The organism is Parasphingorhabdus pacifica, from assembly GCF_054779195.1.
In genome coordinates, this window is the sequence record NZ_BAAGYS010000008.1 from 132,516 (window position 1) to 155,682 (window position 23,167).

The 23,167-nt window shown below is 65.3% G+C and carries 14 protein-coding genes; 11 read left to right on the top strand and 3 right to left on the bottom strand.

Annotated elements, in window-relative coordinates; genetic code table 11:
- Positions 1-5: 5 nt before the first annotated feature.
- The 3 genes from ACYVAN_RS12305 to ACYVAN_RS12315 all read right to left on the bottom strand — a co-directional run bounded on the left by ACYVAN_RS12305 (position 6) and on the right by ACYVAN_RS12315 (position 5,001).
- Positions 6-1,136: a pyridoxal-phosphate-dependent aminotransferase family protein gene (locus ACYVAN_RS12305; protein ID WP_460958947.1), complete on the bottom strand. Its 1,131-nt coding sequence runs from the start codon at positions 1,134-1,136 to the stop codon at positions 6-8.
- A 9-nt stretch (positions 1,137-1,145) separates the two neighbouring features.
- Positions 1,146-1,958, bottom strand: a complete 813-nt coding sequence (locus ACYVAN_RS12310) for a maleylpyruvate isomerase family mycothiol-dependent enzyme (protein WP_460958949.1) — start codon at positions 1,956-1,958, stop codon at positions 1,146-1,148.
- A gap of 220 nt (positions 1,959-2,178) precedes the next feature.
- Positions 2,179-5,001 carry an ATP-binding protein gene (locus tag ACYVAN_RS12315; RefSeq protein WP_460958951.1) on the bottom strand — a complete coding sequence of 941 codons (2,823 nt, stop codon included), beginning with the start codon at positions 4,999-5,001 and terminating at the stop codon, positions 2,179-2,181.
- Between the two features lie 813 nt (positions 5,002-5,814).
- Between ACYVAN_RS12315 and ACYVAN_RS12320 the strand changes: the two genes are divergently transcribed.
- The 11 genes from ACYVAN_RS12320 (at position 5,815) to ACYVAN_RS12370 (ending at position 23,162) form a co-directional block, all read left to right on the top strand.
- Positions 5,815-6,561 (top strand): glutamine amidotransferase-related protein, encoded by a 747-nt coding sequence (locus ACYVAN_RS12320; protein WP_460958953.1) that lies wholly within the window; start codon positions 5,815-5,817, stop codon positions 6,559-6,561.
- A complete protein-coding gene (locus ACYVAN_RS12325) occupies positions 6,558-6,998 on the top strand; it encodes a hypothetical protein (protein WP_460958955.1) in 441 nt (146 codons plus the stop codon). The genes ACYVAN_RS12320 and ACYVAN_RS12325 overlap by 4 nt, the downstream gene beginning before the upstream one ends.
- A 40-nt stretch (positions 6,999-7,038) precedes the next feature.
- The gene (gene aroA / locus ACYVAN_RS12330; protein ID WP_460958957.1) at positions 7,039-8,358 is read left to right on the top strand and encodes a 3-phosphoshikimate 1-carboxyvinyltransferase; all 1,320 of its coding nucleotides are present in this window, start codon (positions 7,039-7,041) and stop codon (positions 8,356-8,358) included.
- Entirely contained in the window at positions 8,355-9,926 is a 1,572-nt protein-coding gene (gpmI, locus tag ACYVAN_RS12335; RefSeq protein ID WP_460958959.1) for a 2,3-bisphosphoglycerate-independent phosphoglycerate mutase, read from the top strand. Before aroA ends, gpmI begins: the two co-directional genes overlap by 4 nt.
- A gap of 12 nt (positions 9,927-9,938) precedes the next feature.
- Positions 9,939-16,397, top strand: a complete 6,459-nt coding sequence (locus tag ACYVAN_RS12340) for a type I polyketide synthase (protein WP_460958961.1) — start codon at positions 9,939-9,941, stop codon at positions 16,395-16,397.
- 37 nt (positions 16,398-16,434) lie between these two features.
- Positions 16,435-17,541 carry a ketoacyl-ACP synthase III family protein gene (locus ACYVAN_RS12345; protein WP_460958963.1) on the top strand — a complete coding sequence of 369 codons (1,107 nt, stop codon included), beginning with the start codon at positions 16,435-16,437 and terminating at the stop codon, positions 17,539-17,541.
- Between the two features lie 95 nt (positions 17,542-17,636).
- Complete coding sequence (gene aepY / locus ACYVAN_RS12350) at positions 17,637-18,761, top strand: phosphonopyruvate decarboxylase (RefSeq protein WP_460958965.1); 1,125 nt, start codon at positions 17,637-17,639, stop codon at positions 18,759-18,761.
- 66 nt (positions 18,762-18,827) lie between these two features.
- The gene (locus tag ACYVAN_RS12355) at positions 18,828-19,745 is read left to right on the top strand and encodes a phosphate ABC transporter substrate-binding protein (protein ID WP_460958967.1); all 918 of its coding nucleotides are present in this window, start codon (positions 18,828-18,830) and stop codon (positions 19,743-19,745) included.
- Entirely contained in the window at positions 19,742-21,544 is a 1,803-nt protein-coding gene (pstC, locus tag ACYVAN_RS12360; protein ID WP_460958968.1) for a phosphate ABC transporter permease subunit PstC, read from the top strand. Before ACYVAN_RS12355 ends, pstC begins: the two co-directional genes overlap by 4 nt.
- On the top strand, positions 21,541-22,260 hold the full coding sequence (locus ACYVAN_RS12365) for an ATP-binding cassette domain-containing protein (RefSeq protein ID WP_460958970.1): 720 nt from the start codon (positions 21,541-21,543) through the stop codon (positions 22,258-22,260). Before pstC ends, ACYVAN_RS12365 begins: the two co-directional genes overlap by 4 nt.
- The gene (locus ACYVAN_RS12370; RefSeq protein WP_460958972.1) at positions 22,257-23,162 is read left to right on the top strand and encodes a phosphate/phosphite/phosphonate ABC transporter substrate-binding protein; all 906 of its coding nucleotides are present in this window, start codon (positions 22,257-22,259) and stop codon (positions 23,160-23,162) included. Before ACYVAN_RS12365 ends, ACYVAN_RS12370 begins: the two co-directional genes overlap by 4 nt.
- The last annotated feature ends 5 nt before the right edge of the window (positions 23,163-23,167 follow it).

Sequence of the window (23,167 nt, forward strand, 5' to 3'; positions counted from 1 at the left end):
CGTCGTCAGGGCCGAACTGAGGCCTTGATCGACTGAGCCAGGGCATCTTCGAGCTGTTCGAGGCGGTTCCAGGGGATGTCGCCCATCGTGCAGATGCGGAAGTATTCGGCGGAGAGCCCGCCTTGCCCGGCGTAGATCACGTAGCCTCGCGATTTCAATTCGTCGTGGAGGCTTCGGTACGACACTCCGTCGGGGAGCCGCAGGGTGGTGACCGAATTCCCCCGGTGCGGTTCGTCGACGAGAATCTGCAACCCCAAGCGGTCGAAGCCGGCCCGCGCGAGGGCGGCGCGGTCGCGGTACAGCCGGGTTCGGGCGGCGAATCCACCCGCGGCTTCATACTCCTTGAGCGCCTCGTCGAGCGCGTAGCAGACCTGGACGGCAGGTGTGAAGGGGACTTCCCCCTTTCGCTGGGCGCCGAGGTAACCAGCCGCGTTGAGGTAGAGGCTGCGCGCGGGGACCTCGGGCAGTCGGCCGAGCCCCTTGCCGGAGCACAGCAAGAAGGAGAGGCCGGGCAAGCCGTGAAGTCCCTTGTTCGCGCTGCCGCAGATGATGTCGCCGTGCGCCTCGGCGAGATCCTGGTCCTCGTTCCCACTCCCGCTAATCGAGTCGATGACAAGGACGGCGTCGGTCTGCGCGACGATCTCACCGATCGCCTTGATCGGGTTGATCAGGCCGGTCGTCGTCTCATGGTGAACCACGGCGACCGCGTCGACATCAGGATGTTCGTGGAGCGCTGTTCGGACCGCTTCGGGATCAATCGGCGTCGTCCACTGGGCGAGGCCCTCGCCGTTCGGCGACACCTCGTGCGCGGTGACGCCGTTGGCGCGGGCGATCTTGGCGAGTCGATCGCCGTAGACACCGTTGTTGACGACCAGGATCGCCTTGTCCTGGCGAACGGAGCTGATCACTGCCGCCTCCATGGCGGCGGTACCCGATCCGCTGATCAGGATGCTTTCGTGGGTTTCTCCGAGGTTCACGGCGCGGGCCAGGGCAATGCGTACTGAGCTCAGAAGGTCCGCGAACTCAGGTTCACGGTGGCAGAGGTCACCGCGCAGTAGTGCGTTCTTGACGGTCTGGGAGGTGCGGGCCGGACCAGGGTTCAGCAGAATCAGTTCGTCGTCCATTGTGGTCGTCATCCCCGTTCGTCAGACGCTGAAGAAGAGGTTGCGGAAGCGGTCGAGTACCTGCCGGTCGCCTCGGTAGGTGCCGCCGTTGATGCGGCCGTTCGCGGTGAGGACGAGGCCGGCGGGATCGAACTCGATGATGTCTTCGACGTCGTCGAGGTCATCTGGGTTGAACTCAACCCCCTCGCTGCTGACTGTTGCGCGGGTGCCGCCTGCGTTGTGGCCTGCGGTGACGCGGATACCGATGTTGAACGGCTCGACGCCGTCGGTGTCGTTCGTGTTGCTCCACAACAGGAAGCAGGCCGGAACCAGCAGATCCGCAGCGTCACCGTCTACCGCGTGTCCGCTCCCGATCCCCTGCCGGATGTCCCAGGAATGGACTGCGTAGTCGAGGACCTGGCAGATCGGGTAGAAGCACGCGGGTGACGGTCCGAGGTAGTCATGCGGCAGCATCAACCCGGCCCACTCGTCGTCGCTGAGGTCTGCGACGACCTCCAGGAGCCGGTCGAGGTCCGCGCGTAGCCGATCGAGCAGTTCGTCGCGTTCGACGGAACGCAGCGCGAGTGCACCGTCATTCATCATCGACGCCATGTCACGCAGGTCGATCGGTTTCTTCGCCTCCGTTTGGTCTCTCGTTGCGGCGAAGGCGCGCAGGTAGCCCTCGGTGTTGTGGACAAGATGGGCGGCGATGTCGCGCACCTGCCAGTGGCCGGCAGCGGTCGGGGCTTCCCAGATCGATGGATCGGAGAAAAGCTCCAGAGTCTCGGCGGCTTCTTGACGCCAGACTCGGTCGATGTTCTCGCGACTTGGCGCTTCCATGAAGTTCCAGCTCATGACCGCAACCTGCCGATCCTTTGTAGTGTCTTCAACCATCGCGAGCGGGTCTGCACACTGGCGCGCAGCACGGGCGGGCCGAATGAGCAGTGTTGGCGACGGGCTGCGGTACAGCCGCAGGACGGCGTCGACACTATGAGGCTGGATCAGCGTCCGGGTACCCGTAATACGCCCCCTATTCGCCGGTGCTTGATAGCGGCCAGTAAGGGGGACGTGTTGATCAGGGTGTTGCCGAGTCCTCGGACGCTAGGTCAGCTGGGTCCAGCTGGATGACCGACAGCAGTTCGCTGCGATGATCCACTGCGAGTTTGCGGTAGATCCTGGTCAGGTGCTGTTCGACAGTGCTGACCGTGACGTAGAGCCGCCTGGCTATCTCAATGTTGGTGCGGCCCGCGGCGGCCAGTGACGCAACACGTCCTTCGGCTTCGCTCAGCTCCCCACTCTTTTCCGGAGCCGCGGGCTTCGCTGACTCGTCTGGTGCCAGGCCGCTGGGGAAGATTGAACGGGCGAGCGGGGCGGCGCCGCACTGCTCCGCGAGCTGATGGGCTCGGCGGGCGAACTTCCGCGCGAGGCTGCGGTTGCTCAGAGCATGGTGCGCTTTGCTGGCTTCAGCGAGGACCCGGGCGGTTTCGAGTCGGTCGTCGCACAGTTGGAGAGCGGCTTGGGCGTCCTGGAGCAATCGGAGTCGGGAGCGGAGGCTACTCGCCGCGGCTAGGACTCGAAGTGCGAGTCCGCGAGCGCGGTGGTATTCATCACTGGCAAGTTCGAGCTGTTCTTCGGCGAGGTGTTTGGCTGTTCTCTCATCTCCGAGCCGCAGGTGTGCGACTGCGGCATCGGTACGCCAGGGGATTAATGCGGGGAAATCCATGTTCCATCGGTTCATCAGCTTTCCGCACAGCTGGAAGTCGCTGAGTGCGGCGTGGATTCGTTCGGCGGCGAGATGGTATTGCCCTCTGGCGTGGAGATAGAAGAGCCCGACCGGCGTTAAGAACATCCGTTCCGGCACCGATGTTTTTAGAAGAGCGTCGGCTTTCGCGTGGTCGCCTCCGGCAACGCACGCCAGGAGCATGCTCGCCAGTGGTATGCCGATGGCGATGCCCCAGCTCTTCGGGGAGATGAGGTCGAGTGCGTTTCCTGCGTGCTCCTTGGCGGCGTTGAGATCGCCTTGGCGGACGCTCATGATGCTGTGAAGCGCGGCGAAGACCGCTTGCCACGTGGTCGCGTTTCGCTTCTCGGAGTCGTTCAGCAGGGCGTCGCACCACTTCGTGGCGATGTCCAGCCGGTCGACGCAGATCAGCGAGATGAGGGCGGCCGTGATCGGAGCGAGCGTCTGGTCGTTGAGGTGCGCGCTCTGCAGGATCCGTTCGGCGATGTCGAGGGTGTCCTTGCCGTTCCTCCCGGAAAGTGCCTTCGACAGTGCTGCCGCTTCCTGCAGCTGTGATGTCACGGTGGTGGGCTCGACCGCGTGCTTGTCCGCGGAATCGTCGCCGGTCGCGATCTGCGCGAGCAGGTCCGGGTAGAGGTGGAACAGCCACTGCAGCGACGTGTCGGCAGCGGACGGAACACCGTCCTCGAAGGTCATCGCGCCGTAGTAGTTCTGCGTGATGCCGTTCAGGACTTCCATAGCGGCGTCCGTACGTCCGTGCCACAGCAGCTGGATGAGTACCATCGTGGAGTGTCGGCCTTCGAGCTGTCCGGAACGAGCGGCCGGTTCGAGCGTGGGAAGATGCCGAAGCGCCGCCGAGGGGTCACGACGCCATTCGGCTCGGGCGAGTACCGAGGTCAGCGTGGCGCGATCGGAAATGTCGCAGTTCATGCCCAAGCAGATCTGCTGAGCCAGCTGCAGGTATTGGATCGCCAGGCTGGTGTCGTCATCGTTCAGAGCATCCTCCGCCGCGTCCTGGAGGGTGGTGATCATCCAGCGATCGCATAAGCTCCCGGATGCGACGATGTTTCGGGCGATGATCGAGGGCTGGGCTCCTTCAATGTGGAGTAGCTCCGCAGCCTTGTGATGCATGGCCATGCGTTCCTGCGGTGGAATGCTGCCGATGATGGCGTTCCGCACCTCCGCCTGCCGGAAGCCGTGTTTGCCAACGGTTCCTTTGGCGGTGAATGCGGACAACGCTTGGGAGGCGAACGCCGTGTCGAGCCCGAGCATCTTGGCAAGCCGTTCCGCGGACACCGATTCGTCGAGAATCGCGATCGTGCGGGCCAGCTTCTTGATCAACGGTCCGCTGCGTTCCACGCAGCGTACGACGGCCTGGCCGAATGCTCCGCCGTCAACCTGAATGAGGTTGGTGGAGATTGTTGCGCAGTTGTCTTCGATCATCGCGTGGATGAGTGTCGGGCAGCCGGCTCCGATCTGCCTTACGGATTCGGCCATTTCCCGCGCCCTTTCCGCCCCGAACCTGTCGCGCAACAGCTCTTCTACGGCGTCCCGGGGCAAGGGATTGAGCCGAATCACGTGGGTGTAGGGCTGCTCTGGAAGGTCTGCCGGCAGGACCGAGTCCAGCTGTGGTGGGTGGATGCGTTCGGTCAGAATCACGAGAAGCTGGGTGGAGCGAAGCCGGGATAAGAGGTACAGCAGGATCTTCAACGAGTAGCCGTCGGCGTAGTGCACATCGTCGACGCTCACGATCACGGGACGATGGCTGGTCAGTTCGTGGAGAAGTTTCCAGAGTTCGCGCAGCACCGGTGTGAGGGTTGCGCTGATCTCCTGACAGGCAGGATTCTCGATCATCCAGTCGAGCGACACCTGGTCAAGCAGCTGGGCAGCGCGATCGGCCTGTTCGGGTCCGAGTTCGGGGCAGCGGATGATCTGGTCGAGTACGGCCAGCGGCATGGACTGCTCGGCTGGTGACGCCGTCGCGCTCAGCCACAGCGCGCCGGCTTGGGTCGCTCCCTCTGCGAACGCGTGTAGCAATGCCGTCTTGCCGATGCCGGAGTCTCCGCTGATCACCGCGATCCTCGCCCTGGAATGCTGACAGTCGATCAGCAGCTCTTCCAATGCCGCGAACTCCCGGTCGCGGTCGACCAAGGTCATAGAACGCTCCCGTTGTCGTTTCTCCGTCTACCAGAGATCGTCTGGTAAGCGGATTCCGTGCAGCAACTGGCACTTTTGCCACTGTTTATCTGGCGAGTAAGTTCATGCTATGGATAGTTCCAAGAATTCCGCAACTGGAATTCTTTCTTGTGAGTTAGCGTGCTTTTCTGTGAGTGCGAAATATTTCTGGATGCTCGTGCGTACTGTCCGGTGCACCCACGTTTCTTCCCTTTTCGGCGGTTTCGCCTCAGTTGCTCAGCGCCTTCGATTTCATTGAACGATACTGAAAGGCGCGAGCGCAATCCGCTCTTCGGGGAGGCTGTCTCGGGCGGGGCTCGTCGGTCCGGTCCCTCTTTGTTCGTCCGTCCGCAGTAGAGATGCTGTGGTCCGGTTGGCTGGCCCTGGTCGGGGAGTCCGCGGTTCGTCGCTTACCTGTGGACGTTTTCGCAGGCCTAGACAACCGAAGTCGGCGAACGCGCCAGGTGGATTGCGAATTTTGGTGGAATGCGGGATAGCCCCAGGGTTGGTGTTCGGAGCGGCTGGGTGCATCATGCCGCGGGTGGAGCGATCCCGTCCCCTTTCACATTTTCCCAGTCAGGATCAAGTGGGGTTTCGGTCTTCTCAGGTAGGGGCTCGTGTAGGGGTTGCCGGATAGGGGAACGCTTTTAGTCTTGTTCGTGGTCCCGATAGAACGTCCCCGTGTGGCGATGTTTTTGCGGGATTCTGCTTCAGCCGGCCGACGTGCATAGCGAACTCAGTGCGCCGGATTAGGGACGCTAGTTCGGTTCGGGTATTCGACTGGTGGGAGGATTTGTGTCTGCAGCGGTGAAACCCAGGTTGGCGTTGGTCGGTGATCAGTACAACCACGAGGAGCCTTCGCACCCCAGGATCGAGAAGCTCATGCCGGAACTCGGCGTTGCCGCGGAGTGGGTGCCGACCACCGACATCACCGGCGCCACCGACTTCAGCGTCTTTGATGGGGTCTGGGTGGTTCCAGGTGGGCCCTACCGAGCGCAGCAGGGAGTGCATCGTGCGATTCGATTCGCGCGGGAGTCCGGAACACCATTCCTCGGTACCTGCGGTGGGTTCTTCAGCACGGTTCTTGAACAGGCGCAGAACGTGCTCGAGCTGCCCGAGGTGGCGGACTTAGGGGACGATCTGAGGCCGATCGAGCACGTGATCCTGCCCAGCGCCTGTTCTACCGACACCGGCCACCGGGTTCGTCTGCGTGTCCGGCCGGACTCTCGCCTGTCGACCGTCTATGGCCAGGCGGAGGAGGTCGAGGAGCTCCTCCAATGCCAGGACGGGATCGTCCAGGAGTTCATGGACCGCGCGACCCAGGGCGGTCGCGTTCGGTTCTGCGCATGGGACCCCACAGGCTCCCCTCGGGCATCGGAAATCAGTGACCACCCGTTCTTCGTCGGATGCCTGTTTCAGCCCGAGCTGTCCAGCACGGCTGACGCCGTGCACCCGATCCTCGCCGCGTTCCTCGACGAAGTCCGCGGTGTCGCCCGGACACGGGAAACCGGATCTGCCTGGAACCGAGGAGTGCCGCGATGAGTACTGGCGAGCTGACAGTGGAATCAGCCAGCACGCCTGCCGGTGATGCGCGCATATTCCGACTCGCGAAACGGCTGAACCTCGCGCTCAGCGGCTCGGTGGACGCGGTCGAGCCCCCACTCCTTCAATGCGGGCAGCCGCCTGCTTTCGCCGCAGCCTTCAGACTGGGCTCGGAGGGCGAGGTGGTCGACGTCGGTAGCGGGCTGTGGTCCGTGAAACGTGTCAGCTCGGATGGCGACCACCAGGTGCTGTGCGTTTTCAACCTCACCGGTGTGCCGCGGAGCTTCACACCGGGGGATCACCTGTGTTCCGCACCGCTGCAGTTCGTCAGCGGCGACGTCGACACCTACCGCAATCCGGAGTACCGGCTGGTGTGCCGTCTGCGGCCGTTCCGCGATGTCTGGCTGGGCGCAGTTACCGGCGTTGCACGTGCTTGAACTCTCCGCGGCCAAAGACCCCGAGCTAAGGAATCCGAAGATGACGACTCCCGACAAAACCCAGGTCCTCGACCTCGATGAGGTCGCCATCGCGCCCGTCGACACCGTCGACGCCACTATCGAGGTCCTCGGCTCCAAGAGCTACACCAACCGCTACCTGGCCATCGCCGGCCTGTGTTCCGAACCAACGACGCTGCACAACGCGTTGCTTTCCCAGGACACCGTTCTCCTTGCCAACGCCCTTCGCGCATTCGGCCACGTCGACGTCGTCATCGACGAGGCCGCGAACACCGTGGTTATCACACCCAGCGGCCGCGAGATGCGCGCGCCGGACGAAGAGATCCACATGGGTAACGCGGGCACGCCGATTCGTCTGCTGATCACGATGGCAGGCCTGGCCCGCGGCGCGACGACCCTTACCGGAAACGAGCGCATGCAGGAGAGGCCCATGGAGCACCTGCTGGAAGCGTTGGCCCCGCTTGGCGTTCCCGCGATGGCATTGCGTGGGAACGGGTCACCGCCGATCAAGATCGAAGCTCAGAGCTTCGACGGCGGTACCACCAGCATCCAAGGTAGCGTGAGCAGCCAGTTCACGACGAGCCTGCTCATCAGCGCCCCGTACGCGCGGCACGATGTGGACATCACCCTGCTCGATGACCTGATCTCAAAGCCGTACGTCGACATGACGGTCGCCGCCATGCGGCGAACCGGGATCGCGGTCAGCCGACGTGGCTACGAGCACTTCTCGGTCCAGGCCGGTCAGCGTTACCAGGGCGGGGACATCGTGGTCGAGCCGGACGCGTCGGGGATGTCGTATTTCCTCGCCGCGGCAGCGATCACGGGTGGTCGTGTGCACATTCCCGGGATCAACGACGAGTCCGCGCAAGGCGACGTCGGCCTGATCGGTTCCTTGGTGCAGATGGGCTGCCGTGCCGAGGTAGCGGACGACGGCATCACCCTCGAAGGCGGCGCGCTGACCGGGATCGACATCGACATGTCGAGCATGCCCGATGTTGTCCCCACCCTGGCCGTCGTCGCGGCTTACTCCCGGGGCCGCACGCACATCGCCGGAATCGGGAACCTGCGCTTCAAGGAATGCGACCGCATCGATGCGGTGAGCACAGAGCTCAGCAAGATGGGTGTGCGGGTGGACACCACGGTGGACACGATGACGATCCACGGAGGTACCGACCCCAAAGGAGTGGTGGTCGACACCTACGACGACCACCGCATCGCGATGGCCTTCGCGATCGCGGGCTTGCGGACGCCGGGAATCGTCATCCGAGACCCCGGCTGCGTTCGGAAATCCTTCCCGACCTTCTGGCACCGTCTCGACGACCTCCGAGGCAAGACCGCATGAAACGCGGGGGAGTGCTGCTGGTCCTTGACGGCTGGGGTCAGGCACCGCCAGGACCCGACAACGCCATCGCGGCAGCCGACACGCCGTTCCTGAACGAGTTACGGGAAACCCATCCCGTCCTGTCGCTCGACGCGTCCGGCGCGGCCGTCGGCCTGCCCGACGGGGTTGTCGGCAACTCGGAGATCGGCCACCTGGTAATGGGCGCCGGTCGTCCGCTGACGTACGACAGCCTGCTGGTGCAGCGCCAGGCAGAATCCGGTGAACTCCGCACCAACTCGCTGCTCCGCGAGGTATGTACGCGGCTGGCGGAGATCGGTTCCGCACTGCACCTGGTCGGACTGTGTTCGGACGGACGGATTCACTCGGACATCGCCCACTTCGCCGAGCTGTTGCACGCTGCCGCGGAGGCCGGTCTCGGTGAAGTGTGGTTGCACCCCATCACCGACGGCCGGGACGTCGCCGATCATTCGGCGGGCGGTTACCTGGCACGGCTGGCGGAGATGGCCGAGTCGGCGGGAGTCGGCACCTTCGCCACCGTGATCGGGCGCAACTACGCGATGGACAAGAGCGGCAACGCCACGTTGACCGAGGCCGCATGCCGTCTACTGCTGGATGCCGATGCACCGGGGGCGGCTCCGGACGTCATCACCGCTGCCGGCGCCGGTGCGGGTGATGCGGCGCTGCCGCCGACCGTGATCTCGAAAAGCGGCGGCACGGGAGTCCGGGACGGTGACGCGGTTCTGTTCGCCAACTTCCGCAGTGACAGGACGGCGCCGCTCGTCGAAGCGGTCGCCGATCGGTTGGTCACCGGACGCGAGAACGTGCGCCTGCTCAGCCTGGCGCAGTACGACACCCGAGCGACGGTTCCTGCCCTGGTTCCGCGTGCCGATGCCTCGGGCGGGCTGGCGGATGCGCTGGAAGGTGCCGGGATCCGTTCCGTGCGCATCGCCGAGCGGGAGAAGTTCGAGCACGTGACGTTCTTCGTCAACGGACGGGACGCGCGCGCCAGGCCAGGCGAGGAGCACCAGTGCGTTGCGTCGGTAACCGGCGACGATTACGTCGCTCGGCCCGAGATGAACGTTGACGGTGTCGCACAGCACGTCATCGACGCCGTGGCTCGGGACGATGTGGCGTTGGTGATGGCCAACCTGGCGAACATTGACGTCGTTGGGCACACCGGGGACTACGCCGCGACCGTTCGCGGAACCGAGGCGGTCGATCGGGCGGTCGGGCGAATCTGCCGGAATGCTCGCGCGGCCGGGCGCTGGGTGCTGCTCGTCGGCGACCACGGCAATGGCGAGCAAATGTCGCAACGCTCTGCCGACGGGGTGACTCGGCCGTACGGGGGACACACCCACAACAAGGTCCCGTGCATCCTGCTGCCTGCAAAGAACGACGAGCCCGTGCTGGCAGACAACGGTGCTCCGCTGCGGTTGGCGTCCGTGGCCCCGACCGTCCTGGAGCTGCTCGGCGTTCCGAAGCCCGCGGGGATGTCAGAGCCGTCCCTGCTGGACATTCCCAAACCGGCCCGCAGCCAGCCCTCCGCGTCGGCGGCGATCGAGAGCTAGGGGATTTCGGACATGCACAGCAACAGCAGCGAGCCGGTGAGTCACCCGGCGGACACCTCCGCGCACGACCTAGAACCGATCGCGGTCATCGGTATGGCCGGGCGGTTACCCGGTGCTGCCAACGTCGAAGAGTTCTGGCAGCAACTGTGCGCAGGCGAGGACGCGATCACCGAGGTCCCTAAGGACCGCTACGACGTTGACGCGATCTACGAAATGGCTCCGTCCTCACCCGGCCGAACCAGCAGCCGGTGGGGTGGTTTTCTGAGCCGGATCGACGAATTCGATGCCACCTTCTTCGGCATCTCGCCTCGCGAGGCCAAACAGGTCGATCCACAGCAACGGCTCCTGCTCGAGGCGGCCTACGAGGCGTTCGAAGATGCCGGGGTACCGCTCGATCGGCTGGTCGGGTCCGACACCGGGGTGTTCGTCGGACAGCAGGGTGGCGAGTACTGGCACATGCAGTACCAGAACCGGGAATCGCTGGAGTTCTACGGTCTGATCGGGGCAGCCGCTCGTGCGATGACCTCGGGCAGGTTGGCCTTCAGCTTCGACTTCCGCGGCCCTACACTCACCGTCGACACGGCCTGTTCGTCATCGCTAACCGCGGTTCACCTCGCAGCTCAGTCCATTCGCTCGGGCGAGTGCGAGATGGCACTTGCCGGAGCGGTGAACATGGTTCTGCTTCCGGAGGAAGGAACGGTCTACTCGGGCGCCGGCATGCTCGCCGGTGACGGGCGGTGCAAGTTCGGGGACGAAGACGCGGACGGGTTCGTCCGCAGCGACGGCATCGGCGCGGTCATCCTCAAGCCGCTTTCTCGCGCCCGCGAGGATGGCGACCGCATCCGGGCCGTCATTCTCGGCAGTGCCGTCGGCAGCGACGGGCGAAGCAATGGCTACCTGGTCACCCCTAGTGAGGAAGGGCAACAAGGTGTCCTGAATCGTGCCTACCGGCAGGCCGGTGTGAACCCCGCAGACGTCGATTACGTCGAGGCTCACGGCACCGGCACGGCCGTCGGCGATGTCGTGGAGCTCCAGGCGTTGGGTACGGTACTCGGCGAGGGACGACCGGCAGACCGCGAATGCCTCGTTGGTTCGGTCAAGACCAATATCGGTCACGCTGAAGGGGCGGCCGGGATCGCCGGCCTAATCAAGGCGGTACTGTGCCTGGAAAACGGCGAGGTCCCGCCCAACCTCCATCAAAGCACCCCGAACCCCGCGGTTCCATGGGCCGACCTGCCCTTCCGGCTTCCCCACACCCGGACCCCGCTGTCGGGTCGGGCTGGCCGAACGGTAGCCGGTGTCAGCAGCTTCGGGCTCACCGGAGTCAATGCGCACCTCGTCCTCTCCACCCCCGAGCCGTCGGCGGCGCGTGGGCAGGACCATGTGGCACCGGAGCACCGTGCCGAATTATTGCCGATCTCGGCCGCAACACCGGAGGCGTTGCGGCAACTCGCCGGTCGCTACGCCGACTTCCTGACATCCGGCGCGCAGTCACGAGTGGACTGGCCTGATACCTGCCACAGCGCAGCGGTCCGTCGCCAACACCAGGACAGTCGGCTCGCCGTCACCGCCGAATCGGCAGCAGAGGCGGCTGCCGTGCTCTACGAGTTTGCCGAACACGGCGACGTTCCCGGACTGCCACACACCGAGTACGTCGGCGAGAAGCGTCCCACCATCGCCTTTGTGTTCCCGGGGCAGGGATCCCAGTGGATCGGCATGGGGCGCGAGCTCCTGGAATCCGAGCCGGTTTTCCGCGCGGCACTGTTCCAATGCGACGAAGTGATCAACGAGGAGGCGGGTTGGTCGGTCATCGAGCTGCTCCGCGACGGTGACGCCGAGCGATTCGCCGAACTGGACGTCATCCAGCCCGCGTTGTGGGCTATGGAGGTCGGGCTCGCCGCGCTGTGGCGATCCTGGGGCGTCGAACCGGATGTCGTGATCGGTCACAGCATGGGAGAGGCGGCCGCAGGGCATGTCGCGGGTGCACTCAGCCTCGCAGACGCAGGTGCGGTGATCTGCCGGCGGAGCAGGATCGCCAAGCGGCTGAGTGGGCGGGGAACGATGGCGTGGGTCGAATTGTCGGCCGCGGCGACCGCCGAGGCCATAGTCGGGTACGAACAGAAGGTCTCCATCGCCGCCGCTAACAGCCCCACGTCCACGCTGCTCTCGGGCGATCGGCAGGCGCTTTCCGAGATCCTCGCCGCGCTCGACGAGCAGGATGTGTTCAATCGCTGGATCAACGTGGATTTCGCATCCCACGGGCCGCAGATGGACCTTATTCGCGAGGAGCTCCTGACCACGCTCGCCGATCTGGAGCCGAAGCCGGGCTCTGTCCCGATCCATTCCACGTTGCTGAACGAAGTCATCGATGGCGCGGGTCTCGATGCGGAGTATTGGGCACGTAACATTCGCGAACCGGTCGACTTCGTCGGTGCGGTGCTGGGAGAGCTCGAACGCGACGACACCGTGTTCATCGAGATCAGCCCGCACCCGGTATTGGTCAGTGCCATCGACGCGACCGCGTCGGCGCAGGCCGGTATCGGTTCGCTGCGTCGCGAGGAACCGGAGCGGGCAACTATGCTCTCGGCTCTGGGCAAGCTGTACGCCAGAGGTGTGCCGGTTGACTGGGAGCGGCTGACCGTAGGTGGACGGTTCGTGCCACTGCCGCGTTACGCCTGGCAACGCGACTCGTACTGGGTGGACAGCGCGTCGACTGTGAGGACGTCGGTAACGCCCGCTAAGGACGTTCAGCATCCCCTGCTCGGCGACGAAGTGGTGGCCGAGCCCGGTTGTCGTTCCTGGGAAGGTCCCATCGATCTGGAACGTAATGCCTATCTTCGCGACCACAAGGTCGAGGAGACGGTGATCCTTCCAGGGGCGGCTTACCTTGAGATGGCCACGGCCGCCGCCCACGAGATGCTCGGTCCGGTACCGATCGCCGTGCGCGACGTGCGATTCCGTCAGGCCGTCTTCTTGTCCGATGATGCCGTGACCACTGTTCGGGTGACCCTTGCCGAAGAAGGCGACGAGCTCGCCTTCGAGCTGCACAGCCGCACCGATATGGTCGAGGACTGGACGCTGCACGCAGAAGCGCGGGTGCGCGCCATCCCGGAACCACCGAGTGAACCGGGGGAGTCGTTCACCGACATCGGTGCCCGATGCCCGGAGTACCAGACACGGGCGGATTTCTACCCGTGGCACGCTGACCTGGGAAACCAGTGGGAAGGCGCGTTCCAAGCGATCGAGGACGTGCGGCGCACAAATGGCGAAGCGCTGACGCGCTTGCGGTGCCGCGACTCCATCCGGTCCACGCTCGAGCACCACGAATTCCACCCGGCGATCCTGGATGCCGTGGCGCACTCCTTGATCGCGGCTCGGCCCGAAGTCGCCCCAGGCCAGGATGCGCCGTTCGTTCTCGGAAGTATCGAGGAAGTGCGGTTCTACCGAGCCCCGGAACCGGATCTGTGGGTCCACGTCCACCTCGGCCATACGGATCGATCCGATTCCTTCCAGGGCGACATTCGCGTGTTGAACGGAGAGCGACAGCTCATCGCGGAACTGCGCGGGCTCCGGCTTCAGTATTTGGCAGGCCACGCCCCCGAACCGCTCAAAGAGGTAACGATGTCCCCCGAGAAGCCGGTGACCAACGACGCCCCTACATCCGTTACGCACCCGCCAGACGAAGCGGCCGTCCGGTCCGATGACTGGCTCTACAACCTCCGATGGGTCCCCAACGAAGCGTCAGGCGATTCGCCGGCCCCCGCCCGCGACGGGGTGTGGCTGGTGCTCGCCGACAGCGGCTCGACCGGTCGTCACGTGATCCAAGACATGCAAGAACGCGGGCATCGGGTGTTCGCGGCTACGACCGCGGCCCGGACCGGGAAGACAAGTACCGATCGCTACCGGATCAATCCGGACTCGCCCGATGATCTCGCGGAGGTCATCAACGAGATCTCCGAGGAAGGCCCGCTGCGGGGCATCGTGCACATGTGGGGGCTCGACGCCACGCCACCCATCGATGCCACACCCGCTGAGATCCGGCGTGCGCAGACCTTCGCCTGCCACAGCGTTGTGCACGTTGTGCAGGCGCTGGCGCGCGCCGATGTCGCCGGCACGCCTCGTCTGTGGTTGGTGAGCCGGTCGAGCCAGCAGGTCGGCGAGGACGATGTCGTCGCAGCGCCGCTCCAAGGCGCATTGTGGGGGCTCGGACGAACCATCTCCGCCGAACAGCCGGAGCTGAGGCCGACCCTGGTCGACATTGACCAGGCCGCTGGCAGTATCCAGACCTTGGTCGAGCAGGTGCTTCAACCGGATGGTGAAGACCAGCTTGCAATCCGCGGCGGACGACGTTTCACCGCCCGGTTGGCCCGGAGCACGGCAAACGAGTACCTGTTTCCGGCTCCGGGGGCCCCCGAGATCGTCATCCGCACGGTCCACGCTGCGTACGGCGAACCGGGGAGGCCCAGCGAGGTCACCGGCGTCATCGAGGCCATCGGCGATGGCGTGGCCGGTTTCGCCATCGGTGACGAGGTCGCGACCGTGACGGACGAGCCGACATCGCCGTACGTGATGGTCCCTGTTACCCAGGTGGCACCCAAGCCACGTCACCTGAGCCCCACCGAGGTCGCTTCCGTCCCGTACGCGCCGCTGGCGGTCACCGCAGGACGGACCGACGGGGTCGGTGACGCCATCGAGGGAATCTTCGACCTGGTGGAACGAGGTGCCCTGCAGCCGTTGCCTTGTGTGGAGGTCCCGGCAGTGGGGTCGCCGGAAGAGCTTCGGGATCAGGTGCGGCGAACCGCCAGCGGCCGAGTGCTGCTGACATTCCCGGAGACACCGAACCGGTCGTCGGCCTCCCAGACCGACGTCGTCCGCCCCGACGGGACCTACCTGGTCACCGGAGGACTCGGTGGCATCGGCGGTCAGCTGGCAGGTTGGCTGGTCGACCAGGGAGCCCAGCACCTCCTGTTGACCGGGCGCACGTCACTGCCTGATCCGGGAACCTGGGACGCCATCGGACCGAACGATCCCGTCGCGCCGAAGATCGAGGTGCTCCGCAACCTCGCGAAGCGGGGTGTCGATGTGGAGTACGTCGCCGTCGACACCGCGGACGCCCACACCATGCGCGAGGTCCTCGACGAGCGGCGTCACGCCGGGGATCCGCCTCTGCGAGGTGTGGTCCACGCAGCCGGAGCCATCGAGTATGTCCAGGTCAGGGAGCTGGATCGTGCACAACTCGACGAGCTCTTGCACGCCAAGGTCACGGGCGGGTGGAGCCTGCACCGCGTCGTCCAGGATGAACAGCTCGATTTCTTCGCGCTGTTCTCCTCGGGAGCCACGATGCTCGGCTCTCCGTTCCTTGGTGGTTATGCCGCGGGCAACGCGTTCCTCGATTCGCTCGCCCATCACCGGCGAGCACAGGGACAGCCCGCCCTGGTGATCAACTGGGGGTTCTGGGCAGAAGTCGGAATGATGGCTCGGAAGGAACTCGCCGACGGGCAGAGCATCTTGCCGCGCGGAATGTCGCAGTTCAGCCCGGATGAGGGGATGTCCGTTCTGAACAGCCTCCTGCGCGGGGGGCGGACACAGGTGGCGGTCCTGCGCGTCGACTGGGACAGCTGGGCTGCTGCCTATCCGATCGCAGCAGCGGCACCCCATCTACAGGGCCTCATCGGAGGCGGCTCGCGTCGGGCGCAGCCCGAGGCCGCGCCCATGCCTGGCGTGCGCTCGGTCCGGCTGCGTGCCGTTTCCGAGCCGACCAACGGTGCACCCGCTTTGACATCCGTGCCGCAAGCGCCGGTGGACCAGCCTCGGTCTGAGTCCGGGAGCGCGCCTGCACCCGAGGCGGTGCCCGCGGCCCCGGATCAGCTTGAGGTGAGGTTGGTTGATCTGGCTGCGTCGGTGTTGGGGATGCGTGCGGACCGGATCAATGTCGGGTTGCCGTTGAAGAAGATGGGGATGGACTCGTTGATGTTCATGGAGTTCCGCAATCGAGTGGAGCGGGAGTTCGAGGTGAAGCTTCCTGCGATGAAGCTGCTCAACGATGGGTCCATCACCACCGTCGCGGAAAGTGTTCGCGCTGCCCGCCCTGAATTCCCGCCAGACGCGGAAGAATACGAAACTTCGGTGATGCCAAGCACTTCGGAAGAGTCCGCATCGGACAGTTCCGAGAGCGCGACCGCACCGGACACCGAAATTGCGCAGGAGTCCGTAGAAACGAACCAGGGTTCTCCGGATCAGCTTGAGGTGAGGTTGGTTGATCTGGCTGCGTCGGTGTTGGGGATGCGTGCGGACCGGATCAATGTCGGGTTGCCGTTGAAGAAGATGGGGATGGACTCGTTGATGTTCATGGAGTTCCGCAATCGAGTGGAGCGGGAGTTCGAGGTGAAGCTTCCTGCGATGAAGCTGCTCAACGACGGGTCCATCACCACCGTCGCCGACAACGTCCGCACAGCTGTACCGACTCGCTGACTCGACGCCTCGCTGGACGACGGGAAGGGCTGGATAAGTGAAAACGCCTCTGTACATCTCCGGCATGGGCAGTTATCTGCCGGAGGTCATGAGCGCCGAGCGCGCGGTCGAGCTCGGGCTCTACTCCCAGGACGACTACGAATGGTACGGCTGGACCGGCGCCACGGTCGCCGGCGACCTGTCGGCACCCGATATGGCGATCCGTGCGGCTCGCACAGCCATCGAGCGCTCCGGTCGAGCACCGCGCGACATCGACCTCCACATGCATGCGGGCAGCTGGAAGCAGGGCCCGGTGGGGTGGTCGGCTCACCAGTACGTGCTGCGCAACCTCTCCGACCAGGACATCCCGTCCTACAACGTCTGGCAAGCGTGCAACGGGACGATGAGCGGGATGGAGCTGGCCGCATCCTACCTGATGGCGGTGCCGGAGAGGACCGAGGCACTGCTCACCGGTGCTGACAACCTCGGCACCCCGGACTTCAACCGATGGTCATTCGGACTGCAGAACGGTGTCCTCGGTGACGGTGCGACCGCTGTCCTGCTGTCCAAGCACGTGGGGTTCGCCCGGCTGATGGCCATCAAGACGGTGTCCACCTCGGACCTCGAATACCTCTACCGCGGTGACGAACCGCTCGTCCCCACGGCAATGGACAATCGCACCAAGGTCGACTTCCGGGAGCGGATGGCCGCGGTCGGAGAAGGCGCAGCCGTTGAATGGATGGTCACGCGTCAGGGCGACCTCCGGGCGGAGACCGCGCTGGCGACGTTGGCCGAGGCGGGTATCGGGCCGGAGGACGTCACTCGCGTGACGCACGTGTTCACCGCCCGGGACGCTTACCTGAAGGTCATCCTGGACCCGATCGGCATTGACCCCGACAAAGGGCTGGGGGACTTCGGCCACGGCTGGGGACACCTCACGGTCAACGACCAGATCATGGGGCTGGAGCACCTGGTCGAGACGGGCGAGGTGGGTCCCGGCGACCACGTGCTCATGGTCGGACACGGGGGCGGTACGACGATCACGATCATCGTCGTGCGGATCGAATACAACCCCGCCTGGTCGCCGCAACCGACCCCGGCGAACGGGGCGACTGCCGAGCCCGTGCCGGGAACAGGCGCCTTCCAGCGGATCCGCCTCTCCTGACGAGATCTCGCTCCGGCGGATCACGCCGGGCGGCGCGGGTTAGCAGCGATTTCGCATTTCTGTGAACGCAGTTAAGTACCTTCGGAGGTTGATCCGTGATTCCAGCCGAGCTGTTCTGCGATGAACTGGCCAAGCGCGGGTTCAATGTCGCCAGTGGCGTTCCGTGTTCGTTCTTCGGCGGTCCGATCGCACTGCTCAGCCGAACGCCGGGCAGCTACATACCCGCGGCCAACGAAGGAGCTGCGCTGGCCGCGGCCGCCGGCGTGGCGCTGGCCGGTGGGCGCGCCTACGCCATGTTGCAGAACTCCGGGCTGGGAAACCTGGTCAACCCGCTCACCTCCCTCGTGATGACCTACCGGATCCCGGTCCTCACCTTCGTGAGCCTGCGCGGCTGGCCCGATCCGGCAGATGATGAGCCCCAGCACGAGGTCATGGGCGCGATCACCCAGCCCTTGCTGGAGTTGCTCGGCCTTCCGCACTGGAGATGCGGTGCCGATGACGGCCCGGGTCGCTTCGCCGAGATCCTCGGAGCAGCCGAGGCGGCGTTGGACGAGGGGCAGGCGCCGTTCGTGCTCGTGGAGAAAGGGGCCGTGGGTAAGGTCGGTTCCTCGGCGGAGGTGGTGGACGAACGACGTCTGGACAGCGCCGAGGTCGTTCGGTTGATCTCGAAACTCGCCGACGGAGATCCGGTGGTCGCCACGACCGGATACACCGGGCGCGAACTGTTCGGTGTTGACGACCGGCCCCGGAACTTCTACATGCAAGGCTCGATGGGCCACGCCTCGTCGGTCGCGCTGGGCGTGGCGCTGACCCAACCCGACCACACCGTTGTCGCACTCGACGGCGACGGCGCTGTTTTGATGCACATGGGAACACTGTCGGCCATCGGCGATCAGAGTCCGGCCAATCTGGTGCACGTCGTGCTGGACAACGGGGTTCACGAGTCAACGGGAGGGCAACGAACCACCTCGGTCGGCACGCGGATCGAGGAGGTCGCCGCGGCAGCGGGCTATCGGACGGTGTTCCGGTGCCACAGCCTGGACGAGATCCGGACGCGGTTCGACCAAGCCCGGAGCGCCCCCGGTCCGCATCTGATGTTGGTTCCAACCAAGCGGCGCACCGGGACGATCCCGCCCCGCGCGACCGACACGCACGCCCCGGAAAACATCCGGGATCGCTTTAGTGCCGCGTTGAAGACAGGCGAACCGAAGCCGACGTGATCGCGGAACGAACCCACAACGAACCGTGCCAGACAAGAATCCGACATCTTTGGTTTGGAGCGACTTGTGAGCAGAGCCGCCTTGGACGTTCATCCCGCCGCATTCTTCGACCGGCCATGGCAACGGAGGTCAGTGCTTCGCCTGGCCGCCGTCGGAGCCGTGACCGCGGTCGCGTCGTCCGCCGGATGCGCTGGGGAGCGCGGAACCCTTCGGGTCAGTGGCTCCACGACGGTCAACCCGGTGGTGGCAGATGCGGCGAAGGTCCTCCGCAGCCGCGGATTGACGATCACGCTGGACACGCAGGGCGGCTCGGCCGGTGGCATCGCGCAACTGGCCAGTGGTCAGATCGACGTGGCGATGAGTTCCAAACCGGTCGGGGATGCCGAGCGGGAGCGATATTCGAACGTCGATCTGACCGCGACGGAGATCGGACGCGACGCCGTCGCGATCGTGATCCGTCGTGACGTGTACGACGCAGGCGTGACTTCGCTGACGCGGGAGCAGGCACGGCGGCTGTTCGAGGGCAAGGTCGCGAACTGGAGTGAACTCGGCGGCCCGAACCTTCCCGTGTACGTGTACAACAAGGAGCCCGGGCGCGGCACTCGCGAAGTCCTCGACAAGTTCCTGTACGGAGAGGACGGCGAAGCACCACCGGACCCGGTGGGCGGGAACTACTCGATCGTCGGTGGCAACGAGGAGACGCGCACCAAGGTGGCCAGTACACCCGGTGCGGTCACCCCGCTGTCGGTCGCGTTCACCGAGGGCAGGCAGGACTTGGCAGTGGTGGAGGTCGAAGGCGCCCTCCCTACTGGCGAGGACGTCCGAACCGGGAAATACCCATTGGCCCGCCCGCTGCTGCTGATCACGGACGGCCAGCCCGAGGGAAGTGAACGAACCCTCATCGACTTCGTGCTGTCCTCGGAAGGGCAACAACTCGTCACCGAACACGGCTACCTCGACCTCGCGAAGCTGGGCGTGCAGTGACCGCCGTTACTTCCGATGCGGCTCGGGCCGATCTCGGCGAAGCCCGCGCGCGCCCGCGGAGATCACGTTGGCTCGTGGTGGCCGTCTGTGTCGGAGCCGCAAGCGTCGGCGCTGCTGTGCTCCTGCCGACCGTGTTCATCATCCTCGGGGTGATCTCCGGGCCGGTTGACTGGTGGGAACTGATCACCGGCGCGGTGTGGAGCCCGCAGCGCGGCGACTTCGGTGCGTTATCGATGTTGTGGGGCACGGCGGTGGTCAGCGTGCTGGCGCTGCTCATCGCTTTGCCGATCGGCTGGTCTGCGGCCCTGGCCTTGCATGAACTGACTCCGTTCCGTTGGCGCCGCCCGTTGCGCACCGGTGTCGAGGTTCTCGCGGCCGTTCCCTCGATTGTCTACGGGTTGCTCGGGGTCGTGATGCTTCGACCCTTGGTCAGCGGGTTGTTCGGCATACCCGGTGGGGACAGCCTGCTGGCGGCCGGTTTCTTGCTCGGCGTGATGGTCATCCCGACGGTGGTCTCGATTTCGGTCGATGCGCTTGCCGATGTACCCAACGAGGCGCGAGAGGCCGCGGCTGCCCTCGGACTGACCAGGACTGAAGTGATCCGCTCCGCGGTGCTGCCGTTGGCGCGCGGCGGAATGCTGGCCGGAGGTGTGCTCGGGCTGGCCCGCGCTCTGGGCGAAACGATCGCCATTTTCCTGGTCATCGGACGTGTCGATGGTCAGGTGCCCGGGTTCGGAAATCTTTTCGAATCCTTGATCAGCCCGGGACAGACGATCACCACGAAGCTGGGTGGTCCGGAACCGATGCTCGCCGGTACTGCGGGCGAGCATTGGGCCGCGCTGTGCGCACTCGGAGGCGTGTTGCTCGTCGTCGTCGCGGGGCTGACCTTGCTGGCGCAGTCGAAGAAGCTGAACCGGCCGAGCCGCTCCCGGCACGGACGTTCCCCCGCGCCCAAGCACCGCTTCACCCGAGATCGGTTGATGGTCTTCGCATTGCGCGCTTTGCTCGCGGTACCGATCCTGCTCGCGGTCGGCGTTGCCATCGCGATCGCCAGTCGCGGCCTGCACGCCTTGAACCCCGCCTTTTGGATCACCCCGGCGGTCGGGGCGAGCGGGGGCGGTGTGCGCAACCAAATTCTCGGAACGCTGCTGCTAGTCGGCACGGCCGGAATCATCGCCGCATTCCTCGGGCTTGCTCTCGGGATCGTCATGGCGGAGTTCGCGTCGCCACGGTCCGAGCGGTGGCTTCGAACGATGGCGGTCACGCTCGGTGGTGTTCCCACCATTCTGCTCGGTCTCGCCGGCTACTGGTTTTTCAGCACGACGCTGGGCTGGGCGAAGAGCTGGCTGGCAGGTGCGGTACTTCTGGCGATCATCGCCGTGCCGGTGGTGGCGCTCGCGGTGGCGACGCAGCTGGTCTCGCTGCCTGCGGGGCGGAGGGAGACCGCGCAGGCGCTCGGTCTGAGCCGGGCGCAGGTCGTCCGTTCGGTCCTGATGCCACACGCGCGGCCGGCGTTGATCACGGGATTGCTCCTCGGGCTCGCTCGCGCCGCGGGGGAGACGGCGCCACTGCTGTTCACCGCGACGGTGTTTGCAGGCGCGGGCGCTCTCCCCGCGGGTTTTGCCGATTCGCCGGTTGTCAGCCTCCCGACGCATGTGTTCGCCCTTGCCCAGGACGCCGCCGACCCAGCGGCTCTGGAGGCCGCGTGGGGAGGGGCGACCGTGCTCGTCGTGATCGTGGTGGTGCTGCTGGCCGCAGTGATCCCTGCTCGTCGTCGACTGGAAGGGGAGCGGTTGTGAAGGCTGTCGAAGTACGAGACCTCACCGTGTACAAGGACAAGAGTCCACTGGTCGGGCCCGTGACGTTCTCCGTCCCGAGCGATGGCGCGGTAGGACTCTGTGGGCCCTCGGGCATCGGGAAGTCGACGGTGCTCAGGGCACTGGTCGGGCTGCTTCCCGGCACGCTACGGGGGGACGGCAGCGCGCGCGTGCTCGATACCGAGACCGTCGGCCAGAAGTCTGCAGTGCTCGCCGATATCCGGGCGCGGGCGGTGCTCGTTCCCCAAGTCCCCGTTGTCTTCCCGGACAGCATCGTGGCCAACGCCCTGTTCGGAATCAGGCACGTGGTCCGTGCCCCGCGTAGTCGGCTCCGCGAGCGTGCCGAGGCCGCGCTGGTCGAAGCCGGTCTCTGGGACGAAGTAGCGGACCGACTGGATTCCCCTGCGGCCGAACTGTCGGTGGGACAGCGGCAACGTTTGGCGTTGGCGCGCGCGTTGGCTCTGGATCCCGAGGTCATCCTGCTCGATGAACCGACGAGTGCCCTCGACGAGATATCGGCCGCCGAGGTCGAGAAGACCCTGCAACGCCTGGTCGGGCAGCGGGCGCTCCTAGTGGTCTCGCACGACCTCGGTCAGCTGACCCGGCTGTGCACGAAGACGGTGTCGCTGGGAGAGCAAGACGCCTGGGGCGTGGCGCCCTTGGAAACCGCATCGGCTACTGATCGAGGAGCGTCATGACCGTGCTGCAAACGATGAGAAATCGGATCCTGCCTGCCCTCGGGGCGGCGATCGCCTTGTTCGGGGTCGCCGCATGCGGGCCCAGCGCCACGGACAGCGGAGACGACGCCCTCGTGTTCGGCATCATCCCGTATGAAAACTCCAGTTCCGTGGGACAGGACTACCAACCGATCGTTGACCTCATCAGTCGGGAGACTGGTAGGAAAGTGCAGGTCGAGACGGTCACCGACTACGCGGCGCTGATCGAAGGCCAACGGGCCGGAACCATTGACCTCGCCTTCTACGGCGGGATCTCGTATGTCCTGGCCAAGGATTCCGAAGCCGGGATTCGGCCGATCGCAGTCCCCGTGATCGAGCGAGGGGCTCCCCCTGGCTACCACTCGTACGTGATCGTCAAAGCGGGAAGCGGCATCAACACGCTCGCCGACCTCAAAGGCAAACGCGTGTGCTTTGTCGACCCCAACTCGACTTCGGGATACCTGTACCCGCTCGGGGGTCTGATGCAGGCGGGATTGCGGGAAGGCGACTACGCCACGCAGTACGCAGGCGGTCATGATGCGTCGGTCCTCGCCGTCCGCGACGGCGACTGCGACGCGGGTGCGGTCAACGACGTCATGCTGGACAAGATCCTGCCCGAACAAGGCGAAATCGATCCTACTGCGTTCAAAAAGATCTGGACTTCCGAGTCGATCGCCAACCCGCCGCTTGCGATCTCCGAACAAGTGGATCCGCGACTGCGGGAAACTATCACCAAGGCCGTGGTGGAGAAGGGCAATACCGATGCCTTGCCAGTCGAGGACATCGCCGGGTTCTGGGGATTCGTACCGATCGACGACCAGGCGTTCAACCCGATTCGGGATGTTTGTCGCGTGACCAACGCCGAGATCTGCAAAACCGGCTGATGAGG